The 15,295-nt window shown below is 64.8% G+C and carries 13 protein-coding genes; 8 read left to right on the top strand and 5 right to left on the bottom strand.

All coding sequences use genetic code 11. The annotated features are described in order from the left end of the window. Positions 1 to 62 precede the first annotated feature (62 nt). From dmeF to N2605_RS19255, 6 genes are all read left to right on the top strand, one after another. The gene (gene dmeF, locus N2605_RS19280; RefSeq protein ID WP_225148425.1) at positions 63 to 1,022 is read left to right on the top strand and encodes a CDF family Co(II)/Ni(II) efflux transporter DmeF; all 960 of its coding nucleotides are present in this window, start codon (positions 63 to 65) and stop codon (positions 1,020 to 1,022) included. Positions 1,023 to 1,310: 288 nt separating this feature from the next. Further along, positions 1,311 to 3,143: an adenylate/guanylate cyclase domain-containing protein gene (locus tag N2605_RS19275; RefSeq protein ID WP_036025493.1), complete on the top strand. Its 1,833-nt coding sequence runs from the start codon at positions 1,311 to 1,313 to the stop codon at positions 3,141 to 3,143. Positions 3,144 to 3,216: 73 nt separating this feature from the next. Then, positions 3,217 to 4,326 (top strand): phosphatase PAP2 family protein, encoded by a 1,110-nt coding sequence (locus N2605_RS19270; protein WP_260342064.1) that lies wholly within the window; start codon positions 3,217 to 3,219, stop codon positions 4,324 to 4,326. 36 nt (positions 4,327 to 4,362) lie between these two features. Continuing rightward, positions 4,363 to 6,363 (top strand): S8/S53 family peptidase, encoded by a 2,001-nt coding sequence (locus tag N2605_RS19265; RefSeq protein WP_109143536.1) that lies wholly within the window; start codon positions 4,363 to 4,365, stop codon positions 6,361 to 6,363. Between the two features lie 259 nt (positions 6,364 to 6,622). Then, entirely contained in the window at positions 6,623 to 6,853 is a 231-nt protein-coding gene (locus tag N2605_RS19260; protein ID WP_109143537.1) for a hypothetical protein, read from the top strand. 23 nt (positions 6,854 to 6,876) lie between these two features. Beyond that, positions 6,877 to 7,119: a hypothetical protein gene (locus N2605_RS19255; RefSeq protein WP_260342063.1), complete on the top strand. Its 243-nt coding sequence runs from the start codon at positions 6,877 to 6,879 to the stop codon at positions 7,117 to 7,119. On the opposite strand, the gene N2605_RS19250 is transcribed toward N2605_RS19255, so the two are convergent. Further along, positions 7,051 to 8,208 (bottom strand): MFS transporter, encoded by a 1,158-nt coding sequence (locus N2605_RS19250; RefSeq protein ID WP_260342062.1) that lies wholly within the window; start codon positions 8,206 to 8,208, stop codon positions 7,051 to 7,053. The two genes, N2605_RS19255 and N2605_RS19250, sit on opposite strands and share 69 nt — an antisense overlap. A 164-nt stretch (positions 8,209 to 8,372) precedes the next feature. On the opposite strand from N2605_RS19250, the gene N2605_RS19245 reads away from it, so the two are divergent. Then, the gene (locus N2605_RS19245; RefSeq protein ID WP_036014983.1) at positions 8,373 to 9,632 is read left to right on the top strand and encodes an adenylate/guanylate cyclase domain-containing protein; all 1,260 of its coding nucleotides are present in this window, start codon (positions 8,373 to 8,375) and stop codon (positions 9,630 to 9,632) included. 114 nt (positions 9,633 to 9,746) lie between these two features. On the opposite strand, the gene N2605_RS19240 is transcribed toward N2605_RS19245, so the two are convergent. Next, positions 9,747 to 10,991 carry an MFS transporter gene (locus N2605_RS19240; RefSeq protein ID WP_260342061.1) on the bottom strand — a complete coding sequence of 415 codons (1,245 nt, stop codon included), beginning with the start codon at positions 10,989 to 10,991 and terminating at the stop codon, positions 9,747 to 9,749. 169 nt (positions 10,992 to 11,160) lie between these two features. Here N2605_RS19240 and N2605_RS19235 point away from each other — a divergent pair, with 169 nt between their 5' ends. Then, positions 11,161 to 12,513 (top strand): Nramp family divalent metal transporter, encoded by a 1,353-nt coding sequence (locus N2605_RS19235; RefSeq protein ID WP_036014980.1) that lies wholly within the window; start codon positions 11,161 to 11,163, stop codon positions 12,511 to 12,513. Positions 12,514 to 12,569: 56 nt separating this feature from the next. On the opposite strand, the gene N2605_RS19230 is transcribed toward N2605_RS19235, so the two are convergent. The 3 genes from N2605_RS19230 to hemB form a co-directional block, all read right to left on the bottom strand. Continuing rightward, positions 12,570 to 13,346, bottom strand: a complete 777-nt coding sequence (locus N2605_RS19230; protein WP_036014979.1) for an arginyltransferase — start codon at positions 13,344 to 13,346, stop codon at positions 12,570 to 12,572. Positions 13,347 to 13,414: 68 nt separating this feature from the next. Further along, positions 13,415 to 13,957 carry an RDD family protein gene (locus tag N2605_RS19225; protein ID WP_260342060.1) on the bottom strand — a complete coding sequence of 181 codons (543 nt, stop codon included), beginning with the start codon at positions 13,955 to 13,957 and terminating at the stop codon, positions 13,415 to 13,417. Positions 13,958 to 14,185: 228 nt separating this feature from the next. Continuing rightward, complete coding sequence (gene hemB, locus N2605_RS19220; protein ID WP_036025484.1) at positions 14,186 to 15,247, bottom strand: porphobilinogen synthase; 1,062 nt, start codon at positions 15,245 to 15,247, stop codon at positions 14,186 to 14,188. Positions 15,248 to 15,295: the final 48 nt, after the last annotated feature.

The raw sequence follows: 15,295 nt of genomic DNA, 5'->3' as shown, positions 1-15,295 counted from the left end.
AGAAAATTGGTGCCTGCCGTCTATATTGGAGGCCAACAGAGCTGAATCTTCGGGAGAATTCGATGCATTCCCATTCCATCGAACAATGGACCCATGACCACGCCTTCCTGGGCGAGAAGCACGACGACAACGAGCGCCGCACCTGGTTCGTGGTCGTGCTGACGCTGGTCATGATGGTCGGCGAGATCGTCGCCGGCTCGCTGTTCGGTTCGATGGCGCTGCTCGCCGACGGCTGGCACATGGGCACCCATGCGGCGGCGCTCGGCATTGCCGCCTTCGCCTATCGCTTCGCGCGGCGGCATCTGGGGAATGCGCATTTCACCTTCGGCACCGGCAAGTTCGGCGATCTTGCCGCCTTCGCCAGCGCGATCATCCTCGGCCTGATCGCGGTCGAGATCGCCTATGAGAGCGTGCTGCGCTTGATCAATCCGGTGCCGATCGTCTACGGCGAGGCAATGGCCGTGGCTGCTCTCGGCTTGGGCGTCAATCTCGCCAGCGTGTGGCTGCTGCGCGACAGCCACGATCATCACCACGGCCATGGCCATCCGCATGATGACCACGCTGAGCATGACCACGAGCACGATCGTCACCAGCATCAGCACGACAACAACCTCCGCGCGGCCTATGTCCATGTCATGACCGATGCCGCAACCTCGGTGCTGGCGATCGCAGCGCTCGGCCTTGCCATGTATTCCGGCTGGGTCTGGGCCGACCCGGCGGTGGGTCTGATCGGCAGCGCCGTGATCGCGAGCTGGGCATTCGGCCTGATCAAATCATCGGGTGCGGTGCTGCTCGACGTGCGCGCCGACGAGAAGCTGGAGCGGGTGATCCGCGCCCGCATGGAGATCGGTGAGGATCGCGTCACCGACCTGCATCTCTGGCAGGTCGGCCCCGGCCATTGTGCCGTGCTGCTCTCGGTGGTGTCGGACAAGCCGAAGCAGCCGGCCGTCTACAAGCGGCGGCTCGCCGGGCTGAAGGGCCTCAGCCACGTCACGGTCGAGGTCGAGACCTGCCCGCATTAGCGGTGAGTGAACGTGACTTCGCGCATGACGAGAAGAAGTTTGCGTTTTCATTTTGAGTTGTCGCGATTGCGACCCACCCGGGCGTTTCGCAAATCGTGATCTGGTTCATAACCGAGCGGCCAGCTGCGCAGTATGGATTGACGTGCGCTCGATGAGGACGTGCGTGCGCTGAGTTCGCAACTGCCGGGCAAGGTCCGGTCAACATCAAGGTAGTGAAGCAGTACCGGCCTTAAGGGCCATTCACCTGAGAGCCCGGTCAGCGGAGGCCGGGCTTCGGAGAGACGAGCAATGGGCCTCGTGCAGCAGGACACCGTGGTCCTCTTGGTCGACCTCGTCGAGTCCGTGCGTCTGATGCGGGAGCATGAGGCGTCCGCGGTGCGTCGATGGACCGACTTCGTCCAACTTGCCACCGGCCAAATTCTGCCGCGTTATCGCGGCGGCCTCGTGAAGAGCCTCGGAGACGGGCTCATGGCCCGCTTCGAATCCGTGCGTGATGCCGTCAATGCCGCCGCCGAAATGCACCGGAGTATCGCCGTTCAGAACACCGGGCGGCCTGAAGATCAACACTTCCAGCTTCGTGCGGGGATCAACTCCTCCACCGCCTGGAGTGACGGCACTGACATCTATGGCACCGGCATCAACCTCGCAGCCCGGCTCGCAACTCTTGCCGGTCCCGGTGAAACCATCGCCAGCGAGGCCGCGCATGAGCAACTGGCGACAGCTCTTGCCAGCCTGGCCAGTCCGGGGGAGACGATTGGCAGCGCTGCGGCGCGCGACGAGCTGACGCACGGAGTGGATGCGCTGTGCGAAGATTTGGGCGACTGTATCCTCAAGCACTTTGACAAGCCGGTTCGCGCCTACCGCGTTGGTCCGGCCAGTCCACACCCAAGCCTCGCAGCTCGGCGAGACTATGGAACTCCCATGGAGCCGACGATCGCCGTCATCCCCTTCGACGCGCGCAAGGACGCGGAGGAGCATCTCGACGTTGGTAACCTGATCGCGGACAGCGTGATCTGGTGCCTCTCCAGATCGGCGAACCTCAAGGTGATCTCGCGTCTGTCGACCAACATATTTCGCGGCAGGGTCAGCGATGTGGCGGAAGTATCGGCGCATCTCGGTGCCACCTACATTCTCAGCGGCAGCTATGTGGTCGATGCGGACCGGATTCTGGTGACGGCGGAGCTGTCCGCGGCGCGAACCAATCAAGTCGTCTGGACCGACCGCCTGAGCGGCAATATCGGCGATCTGCTGCAGCCGGAGAGCGAACTGGCTCACCGCATCGCCGCTGCAGTGCATCTGTCGGTCTTCGATGCCGAGGTCGAGCATATCCTGACCCAGCCGTTACCGACGCTAGAAAGCTACTCGCTGCTGCTTGGCAGCATCCGCCTGATGCACCGGTCGAGCAGGGAGGAGTTTCTCCAGACCCGGACGGTGCTGGAGGAACTGATCAATCGCCACGGCCGAATAGCTGCCCCGCGCGCCTGGCTCGCCAACTGGTACATCCTGCGCATGACGCGCGGCTGGTCCGAGGACCGCAAACGCGAGGCCGCCGAGGCCTTGAGCGCCACTCGCGCGGCGCTCGACCGTGACCCGTCCGACGCGCTTGCGCTTGCGACCGAAGGCTTCGTCTATTGTCACATGTTGAAGGATCTGGACGCTGCCCGAAAGCGGTGCGAGCAGGCCGTCGATGCCAACCCCAGCCACGCGTTGGGCTGGCTCTACCGGGGCACCGTCGACGCCTTCAAAGGCGACGGCGAGGCAGCCGTGGACGCAACGCGGCGCGCTCTGAAACTCTCCCCGCTCGATCCGCAGCGGTATTATTTCGAGTCCCTGGGCGCCACGGCGCTTCTATCGGCGCATCGATACGACGAGGCGGAAGAGCTCGCGCGCTCATCTCTCATTCTCAATCGCATGCATCCGTCTACGTGGCGGGTCCTCGCTATCGCACTCGTTTCGCAGGGACGGGTCGCGGAGGCCCGCGAAGCCTTGGGCAAGATGTGCGAGCTCGAGCCGCATTTGACCCTAGATCGATACATCGGGCGCCTCCCCAATGCGCATCTCGAAACAGGCAGGCACTGGGCTCGCTGCCTCGAAGTGGCAGGACTACCGACGACAGGCTGACTAACCTCATACCGACTTGTTTTCATAAGGAGGCAGGCAATGGCTCAACTAGGCGGGGCGGGAGGAGCAGGCGGTGCAGGTGGTGCTGGCGGAGCCGGCGGCGCAGGGGGCAGGAGGTGCAGGCGGAGCGGGCGGCGCTGGAGGGGCCGGTGGGGCGATAATTGGCACGCTCGGCGACGTCTGGGCCAATCCCATCATGGTGGATGCACTCATCCACGCTCGCGAAGGGACAATCGTTGTTCCGGAGCGACCGACCTCTCCGTATTTTTACTACTACGCGCCGGCCTTGCCGGCGATCGAAGACCCAGCCCAATTGGATCGCTGGGAGCCGTGGGTGCGCGCCTACACAGCGGTCGGGGAGATGCTGCAGGGCATCACCCTTCAGGTGTCGGGCGCCGATCCGAACGCATTCCTGGTTCGCTCGCCCGCATACGTGATTGCGGAGTTAGGGCGTCCGGTCCAATCGACGTTTCAAGACCAGATTGAGATGGTCGTGAGCTGGGCCGAGCTGCGCAACGAACGCGCCACAGAAATCATGGCGCAGATCGATCCCCAGTATGCCTTCTGGTCCTCGATCGTCTACCTGCATCCCGAGAGGACCAGGCGGACATTCGAGCTCATCAACATGGTCCTGCAATTCTGCGTTTACGTGGAAATGCGCTTCAAGCATGCGCTGGGGTGCTCGCGTCCCGTGGAATACAACGCCCAGGTTCAGCCGATGATCACGACGCCGGGACACGGAAGTTTCCCGAGCGGACATGCGACGCAGGCTTACGCGGTAGCCTACGTGCTGAAACGGCTATTGAGCCTGCACAAGACGACATCCGGATTCCCGGAGATCGTTGAGCAGCTCGACCGGCAGGCCGCACGAATCGCAACCAATCGGGTCGTGGCCGGAGTCCATTTTCCAGTCGACAGCATGGCAGGGCGGATGCTGGGTATCGCCTTGGGCGAGTACTTCGTCGGCCGTTGTCTCGGGAGCACGGCAACCAAGAGCCGCAAATTCAACGCCAGCCACGCCGACAGTAACTCTCGCACGGATTTCAATCCCTTCCATGCTGACCAGGCGCTCAATGCCAACAAGTTCTATTCGGAAACCACAGGAGGGACTGTTACGCAGTCCCTCCTGATGAAGGAACTATGGGACAAGGCCTACTACGAAGTTTCGACAAGATTTCCGTAGGAAACACGTCCCTGCAACCGAAGTGGAGAGCATTCCATGGCCGAGGAATTGCCGAGATGCTTCGACCCGTACCTCCGGTACGCAATCGCGAGCGAATTTAAGAACTTCGATTTTTTCGACAAGCAGGAGTCCAAGCTATTCCTGTTCGTGGAGCTTAAGCACGCCGGGCTGGCCGATAATTTTGTGAGAGCCATGAGTCCTAGTGACTTCGGCGCCGAATTCGGGCTGACCAGCCCGAACTCGCGATATCTGACCATGCGGGCTTACATAAGGGCTGTCGAGAAGGACAGTTTCCGGGCGTGGGACGACAACGTATCCCGGGTCGAGCTGTCCCTCCCGTTGAAGCCGACGGCCATACAAAAGGGTGCGCAGCGCAACAGGTCCGCGAGCGAACAACCACCGACACCTCTCCTCATCGGCGTGATCGACGATGGCTGTCCGTTCGCGGCCGCTCAGTTTGTCAAAAGGATCGCGGGTGTCGCATCCGGGACACGCGTGCGCGGTGTCTGGGATCAGAACGAGCACGCAGGCCGAGTCCCGATCCCGGTAGGTGCCGACGTCTTTGGCGAGAAGCCGTTCGATTTCAATTACGGCCTCGAGTTCCTTCGAGACTCCATATCCGGCGTGGTTGGGCTCAACGACTGGATCCAGTTGCACAAGAGGGCAAACACGATCGACGAGGATGGCTGCTACGCGCGTGGAGGTTTCAAGACCCTCAAGCATCAGGCCTCGCATGGTGCACATGTAATGGATGTCCTCGCCGGACGCATTCCGCTCTCGGCACGCATCGCGCGCCGCGATCCGCCAAGTTGGCAGCCCGGAGATCCCCTGACCGATCCCGCTTGCGAAGCAGATATCGTGTTCGTGCAGTTTCCCGAGAGCTGCCTTCGTGACGCGACCGGCGTCTGGCTGAAGGGTTACGTCGCCGATGCAGTCGATTACATCATGTCATTTGTCGATTCTGGCACAACGAACGTGGTGATCAATGTCAGCTACGGGCCGACAACCGGACCTCACAACGGCACGTCGGAGCTCGAGGGCAAGCTGAGGGAGCTTGTCACCCACTATGACGGCGTTTCCGTAAGTCCAAAGCTCGACGTCTTCCTGCCTGCCGGCAACAACTATCTGAGCGATGGGCACATCCATTTCGTCAGGCAAACCATGGCAGAGCCCGACCATGTCGAATGGACGTGGCGCCTTCCCCCCGACAATACCGTGCTCTGCTTTGCCGAAGTCTGGATGAAGAAGAACTGCACGGACAATGTCATTGTTACGCTCACCTCGCCCGGCGGTCGTAGCTCCTCGTCGACTGCCGGTCCAGCGCCTCCCGGTCCCCCACCCCCGCCGCCCGCTGCACCGGCGCTTCCGCCCTATACCGGTGCGTATGCCCCCGTTGACTGGGGTGACAATAGGGTGTGGCTGATTGCGGTCGAGCCCACCATCGCGGGAGCCGGCATGGTGCCCGAGCATGGGAATTGGAAGATCAAGGTGGAGGGCATCGAGTTGGGGAGCGAGGTTCATGCCTATGTGGCACGTACCGATCCGAACATGAACATGCGCACGGGTGCGAAGCGTTCGTACTTCATCGACGCCGGATGGGAGGCGGGCCGCGCGGCCGAGGCCGGCTGCACGTATGCCGGTGGGGAATTTGACAAGACCGGCTCGCTTGTTTCTCGCCTGGGCACCCTCAACGGGATCGGTACGGACAGCGTCGCGGGTGTGCAGGTGGCCGGCGGCTACATTCTGTCGGCGCCGAAACGCAAGTCGCCTTATTCGTCGGCGGGCCCCGCACGAACCGGGCCGCTCCCACGGCGAGTTGGTCCCGACTATGCGCTGTTCTGCGACGAGTCAGATGCTCTGCAGGGTGTACGTGCCGGGGGCAATCGAAGCGGCGTGGTGTTTCGGCTCATCGGTACCAGCGCCGCCGCGCCGCAGCTGGCGCGATTGGTTGCGGATCGGCGACCGTTGACGGTGCACGATGCTCCAGCCAGCCCTCCGGACGAGAAGCGAGGTGATGGCGATCTCTATCCGCCGTGATGTGGGCGAAGAGCGCGCCAGCTGGAAGGGCATCCGGTCGGGGCAAGCTTCCGGCCGCCGCCGGCCTCGATGCAGAAGATCGCAGACACGCTCGCCAAGGAGAAGGCGCAGCTCTGGATCAACCACGACAACCGCCCAGCGCGACAGCCAGAGGATGGCGCCGGAGTTTTACCGACTGACCTTTCCCTGAGGCCGCTGCCACAAGGGTGGCAACAGCATCATGCTAGGGCCCGCGAAAGCTCCGTGACAGGAGAAGGTCGTGGGCGAGTGGGGCGGAGTTACGATCGCGCTTGTCTCGAGCAGCTTCGGCGGGACTGCCGCGGCCGTCACCCGCTACCTCGTCGGCGGCGCCGATCCCGTCCTGCTCGCGACCCTGCGTTGGGGGATCGGCTTTCTCTGCCTGTTGCCTTGCGCGTTTCTGCTCGGCGTGTCGGCGGCGCTGGCGGCTGGCCTCGCGCAAAGCCCACCGGGCGCATGGCGCGGCGAGTGATCATAACCGGTGCGGTGTTCTGCATGGCGTTCTACAACGTGCTGTCGCGACCGCTGATGCAGCGCTCGAGCGCGCTCGGTTTTCTCACCGTCGGCATGGGCGCGGGCGCCGTCGTACTGGTGCTGGCGGGGTTGGCGAAAGGCAGCTTTGCAGCGCTCGAGCACTTCACGGCGGCGCAATGGATTGCCGCGTGCTGGTCAATCCGGCCGCCGGCCGGCGCGGATCAGGAACAGCGCGGCCAGCGCCGAGAGGCTGAGCGCGGATGAGACGATCAGCACCTTGGCGCCCATGAGGTCGATGAGCAGGCCAAAGGCGAGCGGCGCCACCGCCTGCGCCATCCGTGCCGGCGCGCCGATGATGCCGAGGCGATAGCCGAAATCCTTCGGGCCGAAGATCGACAGCGGCAGGGTGCCGCGGGCGATCGTCAGGATGCCGTTGCCGGAGCCGTGGAACAACGCGAACGCGCTCGCCGCAGCGCCGCCGAAGATCGCGACGATCACGGCGCCGAGCGGGTGGGTGAGGCAGGCGAGCCGCGTCGACCACAGCGGATGGAAGCGGCTGAGGAAGCCGGCCTCGAGCATGCGGGCACCGACTTGCGCCGGCCCGATCAATGCGCCGGCCGCGATCGCCTCGGCTGGCGTCGCCCCCATCGCCTCCAGGATGCGCGGGAAATGCGCGGCCATCGCGCCGGTGACGGTCCAGACTGCCGCGAAGATGAAGGCGAGCAAGATCATCGTACGATCGAGCGGCACATGCGGCTTCTCGGCAGTGGCCGCCGCCTGCTTGGCGCCCTTGATCGCCGGCAACATGAAGAAATTGAGCGGCAGGCCGATCAGGATGTTGGCGGCGGCCCAGGCGAAACAGGTTTCGCGCCAGCCGATATGGGCGAGGCCCCAGGCGGTGAGCGGCCAGCCGACGGTGGAGGCGAAGCCCGCCATCAGCGTGATGCCGGTGATCGACCTGCGCGCCTCGCTGCCGTAGATGCGCCCCAAAGCCGCGAAGGCGGCATCGTAGAGCCCCATCGCCATGCCGATGCCGAGCCCCAGCCAGGCGATCGCCATCACTATCACCGACTGCGATATGCCAAGCAGCACGAGGCCGGCGGCAATGGTCACGTTGGAGGCCGACAGCACCTGACGGCCGCCGACGAGATCGATCTGCCGTCCAATGCGCGGGCCCAGCATTGCGGAGATCACCAGCGCGGCCGAAAACGCACCGAAGATCCAGTTGGAGGAGACACCGAGCTCGCGTCCCATTGGGTCGGCGAGCAGCGCCGGCAGATAATAACTGGAGGCCCAGGCGAGGGTCTGCGTGGTGCCGAGCGCCAGGATGATCGGAAGCTGGCGCTGGGTCATGTCCTCGTATTTCTGATCGGCCGTGTCATCGGCGCATTTGCAGCTCGCGGCGAGAGCGCGTCAACCGCGTCTGCGGCATATTCGACCTGCTGCCGGCGGGGAGCCTTTGGGTTGTATGCAGACATCCGCCTTCCGCTCGTCACGAATGCACGCCATAATGGCGCATGCAATTGACCTCGCGCCTTACGCTGATGAACTGGCTGACCGGCCAGGGGCTCACGGGCCTGCCTGAAATTGAACTGCTCCGCGGCTTCTGCGAGCGTTGCTGCGCCGAGGGGCTGGAACTGTCGCGTGGCCTCGTCGTCATCGACACGCTGCATCCGATCTATGAAGGCCGCGGCTTCCGCTGGAGCGATCGTCCCAGCAACGAGAGCGATGCCTTCGAATACGGCTCGACCGCCGACGGCGACGCCGCCAAGAGCTGGCGCCGCTCGGTGTTCTTCCACATGCTCGAGAATGGCCACGACGAGATGGTGATCGATCTCGCCGATGCGCCGTCGATGGATTTCTCGCAGATCGGCGAACTCGCCGAGAAGGGCCACAAGCACTATCTCGCATTCGTCCACCGCTTCGGCGAGAACGGGGCGCTCGGCCTGATGGATTGCCTCTATTCCTGCTGGACCACCCGCCGCGCGAGCGGGTTCTCCGGACTGGAGCTGGAAGCGCTGCGCGATCTGGTTCCGGTGTTGGGGCTCGCGATCAAGTCGGCGCAGCAGGTCGACATCGCGCGCACGCTCGGCCGGGTCTATCTCGGCCGCGACGCCTCCGAGCAGGTGCTGCGCGGGCGCATCTCGCGCGGCGTCACCGAGCGCATCAATGCCGTGCTTTGGTATTCGGACCTGCGCGGCTCGACCGGCATCAGCGAGAGCATCGGTCCCGACGAGATCATCCCGTTCCTCAACGACTATGCGCAGGCCGTGATCGATCCGATCCACGAAGCCGGCGGCGACGTACTGAAGCTGATCGGCGACGGCGTGCTCGCGATGTTCTGGGGCGAGGACATGGCGGATGCGCGGCGGGCCGCGCTCCGCGCCGAGCACCTGTTCCGCAAGAATGTCGCTGCGCTGAACGAACGGCGGGCGGCGGAGGGCCGTCCGACCACGTCAGCCTATATCGGCCTGCATGTCGGCGAGGTCTTCTACGGCAATATCGGCAGCGAGGACCGGCTTGATTTCACCGTGGTCGGCCCGACCGTCAACGAGGTCAGCCGCATCGCCTCGATGAGCCGCTCGGTGGATCGCGAGCTCTTGGCCTCGTCCGAATTCTACAAGGGCCTGGATGCCGCCGGCCGCCGCTACCTCGTCTCCACCGGCCGCTACGCGCTGCGCGGCATCGGCCGCGCGCAGGATCTCTACACGCTCGATCCGGAAGTCGACGCGAGCGAGCCGGTCAGGGGCAGCTACGAGCGCTATCTGGCGGGTTAGTCTCCGCGGCCTCAACAGGCGCCGTCATTGCGAACGCAGCGAAGCAATCCAGAGTCCCTCAACGGAGGGACCCTGGATTGCGTCGTCGCTACGCTCCTCGCAATGCACTTGTGGTCAGCACCGCGCCGCCGCCTCGTCTCCCACCATGTCCGGCTGCCGGTCCAGTCCCACTGCCGGTGACAGCAGGATCACCAGCGCCTGCACGCCGAATAACGCCGCGGCGAGATAGAGGCATGCCTCCGCGCTCCAGAGGCCGCCGACGAGCGCGCCCAGCACTGAACCGAGCGGGCGGGCGCCGTAGCTCATGATGTTGATGGCGGAGACGCGGCCGAGCAGGCGCGGCGGCGTCACGGACTGGCGCAGCGTCGTGGTCGAGATCACCCATAGGATCGGGCCGACGCCGAGCAGGAAGAAGCTCAAGCCCGCGAGCCAGGGCGATGGGACCAGCACCGTCAGCGCCATCACCAAGGCGGCGACAAAGCCGGTGACGGGGCCGAGCCCCACCACGGTGCCAAAGGCGATGCGCTTCATCACGCGCGTGGCGAGGAGCGCGCCGATCACCATGCCGACGCCGTACATCGTCAGCACCGTGCCGACACCGGCGGCGCTCAGACCGAGATGGCGCACGGCGTAGGGCACGAACACCGCGATCTGCAGGAACCAGCCGGTGTTGAAGATGAACTGGGTGATGAAGACCGGCCGCAGCAGCGGATGGTGAAACACGAAGGCCGCGCCCTCGCGGATCTCTTGGAGCGGATGCCGCCGGGGCGCCGGCGCACGTGCTGGCTCGTAGATGCCGGAGAGCAGCACGACCGCGATGGCCGAGAGCGCCGCGGCAAAGCCGAACGCCGGGCTCGCGCCCCACCACCCAACCAGCGCACCGCCGAGTGCAGGCCCGCTGGCGAAGGCGATGGTGCGCGCCAGCTCGATGCGCGCATTCGCCGCCGGCAACAAGTTGGAGCTCACCAGCGAGGGCACCAGCGCCGGTGCTGCCACGCTGTAAACGACGGTGCCGCACACGGCGGCGAAGCCGAGCAGGGCCAGCAGCGGCAGGTTGAGGGCTTCCAGCGTGAGCAGCAGCACGACGGTCGCGAGCGCCACCGCCCGCAGTGCCTCGGCGCTCGCCATCAGCCTGCGGCGGGAAATTCGGTCTGCAAACACGCCGGCGGGGATGGCGAACAGGACGAAGGGCAGGGTGAGCGCGGTCTGCAGCAGGCCGGTCTGGCCTTCGGCCACCCCCAGCGTCAGCACGGCGACGATGGGCGCTGCCGCGAGCGCGATCTGCTCGGCCGACTGCGCTGCGAGATTGGACCAGGCGAGGCGGTTGAAAGTGTCAGGAAGGCGAGGCGGCGTTGACATGGCGCATATCCCGTAGAGGCGAATTTGCGCCAATGTTGGCCCCCGATGACCACCAAACCCACCCGCTTCCCGACAAGAGGCGATTTCCGCGATCGGCGGCGGGAATGCCCGCCGCTAGATGCAGTTGCAAATGAGTTGCAATAAGAATGAACTTGGGTATTCTGCCGATATGGATGCCCGATCACCCCACATAACTCCCGACCTCGCCGGCTGGCGCGCTGATGCGCCCACCACCAAAAGCCTCGCTGAGGTTAATTCCACCGTTGCCATTCCCGCCGCGGGCCGATGGTGGCGCCGGCTGCTGGCCTTCGTCGGGCCGGGCTACCTCGTCTCGGTGGGCTATATGGACCCCGGCAATTGGGCGACCGATCTCGCCGGCGGGTCGAAGTTCGGCTACACGCTGCTCTCCGTCATCCTGATCTCGAACTTGATGGCGATCCTGCTCCAGTCGCTGGCGGCGCGGCTCGGCATCGTCACCGACCGCGATCTCGCGCAGGCCTGCCGCGCCTCCTATCCCCGGGTGGTGAACTTCCTGCTCTGGCTCGCCTGCGAGGCGGCCATCATCGCCTGCGATCTCGCCGAGGTGATCGGCACGGCGATCGCGCTGAAGCTGCTGTTCGGCATTCCCCTGATTGGCGGCGCATTGATTGCAGCCCTCGACGCCTTCCTGCTGCTGCTGCTGATGAACCGGGGCTTCCGCTTCCTGGAGGCTTTCGTCATCGCGCTCCTGGTGGTGATCGCCGTTTGCTTCGCGGTGCAGATCGCGGCGGCGGCTCCGCCGGTGGCAGAGGTCTTGCGGGGCTTCGTGCCCAAGAGCGAGATCTTCACCAATTCCGACATGCTCTACATCGCGATCGGCATCATCGGCGCCACCGTGATGCCGCACAATCTCTACCTGCACTCCTCGATCGTGCAGACGCGCGCTTATGAACGCAACGACACCGGCCGGCGCGAAGCGATCAAATGGGCGACGACGGACTCGACCATCGCGCTGATGCTGGCGCTGTTCATCAACGCCGCGATCCTTGTCGTCGCTGCTGCGACCTTCCACAAGAGCGGCCACTCCGACGTGGCCGGGATTGAGCAGGCGTTCGAACTGCTGTCGCCGCTGCTCGGCCTCGGCATCGCCTCGACGCTGTTCGCGGTGGCGCTGCTCGCCTCGGGCCTCAACTCGACGGTCACCGCGACGCTCGCTGGCCAGATCGTGATGGAGGGCTTTCTCGACCTGCGCCTGCCGAGCTGGGCGCGCCGCCTCTTGACCCGCGGCATCGCCATCATTCCCGTGATCATCGTCACCGCGATCTACGGTGAGCGCGGCACCGCGGATTTGCTTGTGTTCAGCCAGGTCGTGCTGTCGATGCAGCTGCCTTTCGCGGTGATCCCGCTGGTGCGCTTCGTCTCGGATCGGCGCAAGATGGGCAAGTTCGCGATCCCGATGTCGGTTGCCGCGGTCGCCTGGATCGTCGCGGGCATCATCGTGATTTTGAATCTGAAGTTGCTGGCAGATACGTTCTTTGGGTGAGTGGCGAATGGCGAGTAGCGAGTGGGGGCGTTCTCCTATTCGCTACTCGCCATTCACTAATCCTGCGGCTCGGACGCCGTGTCGCCCTGCGCGTCGATGCGCAGCCAGCCTGAGGGGGCGAGGCGCTGCTGCGGCAGGAAGCGGGCCTTGTAGTCCATCTTCTTGGAGCCTTCGATCCAGTAGCCGAGATAGACGTAAGGCAGCCCTTGCCGTCGCGCACGGGCGATATGGTCGAGGATCATGAAGGTGCCCATCGAGCGGCTGACCTGGCCAGGCTCGAAGAACGAATAGACCATCGACAGGCCGTCGCTGAGAACGTCGGTGAGCGCCACTGCGATCAGCTCCTCGCCGCGGCCGGTGATGCCGCTGTCGGGGCCGCGCTTGCGGTATTCGATGATGCGGGTCTCGACGTGGCTGTCCTCGACCATCATGGCGTAGTCGAGCACGGTCATGTCGGCCATCCCGCCGTGGCGGTGGCGGGCGTCGAGATAGGCGCGGAACACCGAATATTGCTCGGAGGTTGGCACCGCGCTGCGCTGCTCGCCGATGATGTCGGCGTTGCGGGCCATCACCTTGCGGAAGTTGCGCGAGGGGCGGAACTCGTTGGCGATGACCCGGACCGAGACGCAGGCCCGGCACTGGTCGCAGGCGGGACGGTAGGCGATCGACTGGCTGCGGCGGAAACCGCCATGGGTGAGCAGGTCGTTGAGGTCACCGGCGCGGTCCCCGACCAGATGCGTGAACACCTTGCGCTCATGTCGACCCGGCAAATACGGGCAGGGTGAGGGCGCCGTGAGGTAAAACTGGGGGGTGTCGCGCGAGTGCTGGGTCAAGGTACGTCGTGGGCCTCCGAAACAGGCATCAGCATCGCGCTCCAAAAGCCCCCGGTCAATCGATTAGCTCACCACGTCCGCGCCGCCTGCGGAGTGGGTATGCGAACCGAATTGTTGATCACGACCGTTCCCAGCACGAAATCGTGCAGCAGGCGCCGGCGGCCGTTGAACAGGCCAACCAGCACCACGAACGGCGACAGGAACGAGACCGTCACCCAGAACAGCACGGCATGGGTGGCGCCGAGCACGAAGTAGCCGGGCGCGCCGTACCAGGTGCGCAGCTCCAGGTCCATCAGGCGCATGCCGACCGTGGCGGAGGACGCACCGCCGATGCTGGCGCCGTAATAGACGATGGCCCAGATCACGGAGGCCGGCCAGGCGATCCAGAACAGCGCCCAGCCGATGCCGAGGGTGACCACGCCGAACAAGGCGATGAAGATGTAGCCGAGGATCACCGGCACCGAGATCACGACCATGTCGATCAGGAAGGCGAACACCCGCCGCGTCGCGACGCCCCGGAACAGTTCCGGATGCAGGTCAGGGTCGTAGGCATGCGGTTGCATGGCGCTGTCATTGCGCCAGCCGCCTGAATTGCCCGAGTTGTACGACATGGTCCGTTCTCCCAGCGAAGCTCCCTCGCAGGACATGGGAACAGGCCATGCCCGTGCCAAGGGCGCGCGGGCGGCAGCAAGCCGAAATATTCCGGCGATTCGGGGGCGGTGATCGGGCGGTCCTGTAGGGTGGGCAAAGGCGCGCTTGCGCCGTCCCCACCATTGCCCGCCGACTTACACGATGGATGAATCGGTGGGCCCGCTTCGCTTGGCCCACCCTACGACAGCTTACGTCTGGCCCCGCAGCTTCTCCGCCGCCTTCGGCGCAAAATAGCTCAGCACACCGTCGGCGCCGGCGCGTTTGAAGGCGAGCAGGCTTTCCATCATGGCACGGTCGCCGTCGAGCCAGCCGTTGTTCGCGGCTGCGGCGATCATCGCGTATTCGCCGGAGACCTGATAGGCGAAGGTCGGCATCGCAAACGTGTCCTTCACGCGGCGGACCACGTCGAGATAGGGCATGCCGGGCTTCACCATCACCATGTCGGCGCCCTCGGCGATGTCGAGCTCGACCTCGCGCAGCGCTTCATCGGTGTTGGCGCTATCCATCTGATAGGTGCGCTTGTCGCCGGTGAGCGTCTTGGCCGAGCCGATGGCGTCGCGGAACGGGCCATAGAAGGCGGAGGCGTATTTCGCGGCATAGGCCATGATCTGCACGTCGAGCAGGCCGGCGCGGTCCAGCCCCTCGCGGATCGCGGCGACGCGGCCGTCCATCATGTCGGAGGGCGCGATGATGTCGCAGCCGGCTTCGGCCTGCACCAAGGCCTGACGCACCAGCACGGCGACCGTCTCGTCATTCAGGATCTTGCCGTCGGAGATCAGGCCGTCATGGCCGTGGCTGGTGAAGGGATCGAGCGCGACGTCGCAGAGGATACCGATCTCCGGAAACTCCTTCTTGATCGCGCGCACGGCCTGGCAGACCAGGTTGTTCGGGTTGGTGGCTTCCGAGCCTTCCTCGTCGCGCAGGGACGGATCGGTGTAGGGAAACAGCGCGATGCAGGGGATGGTCAGCTTCATCGCGCGCTCGGCCTCGCGCACGGCCTGGTCGACGCTGAGGCGGTCGACGCCGGGCATCGAGGCGACCTGCTCGCGCTTGTTGGTGCCGTCGATCAGGAACAGCGGCCAGATCAGGTCGTCGGTGGTGAGGACGTTCTCGCGCACCATGCGCCGGGCCCACTCGGCCTTGCGGTTGCGGCGCGGACGGACGGTCAGATCGAGGGCATGCGGCACTGCCGTGCTGTCCCGGCGCGAAACGTCGCGCAATTCGATCGGACGTCCGTATTTGATCGCCATCACTCTTCCTCCGGCTGGAATTATTCTTATACCAGCTCGCATGGTTCC

Source organism: Bradyrhizobium yuanmingense, assembly GCF_025200905.1.
In the GTDB taxonomy this organism is placed as follows: Bacteria; Pseudomonadota; Alphaproteobacteria; order Rhizobiales; family Xanthobacteraceae; genus Bradyrhizobium; species Bradyrhizobium yuanmingense.
Note: the sequence above shows the minus strand (reverse complement) of the source record. Positions and strands in the feature narration are given on the sequence as shown.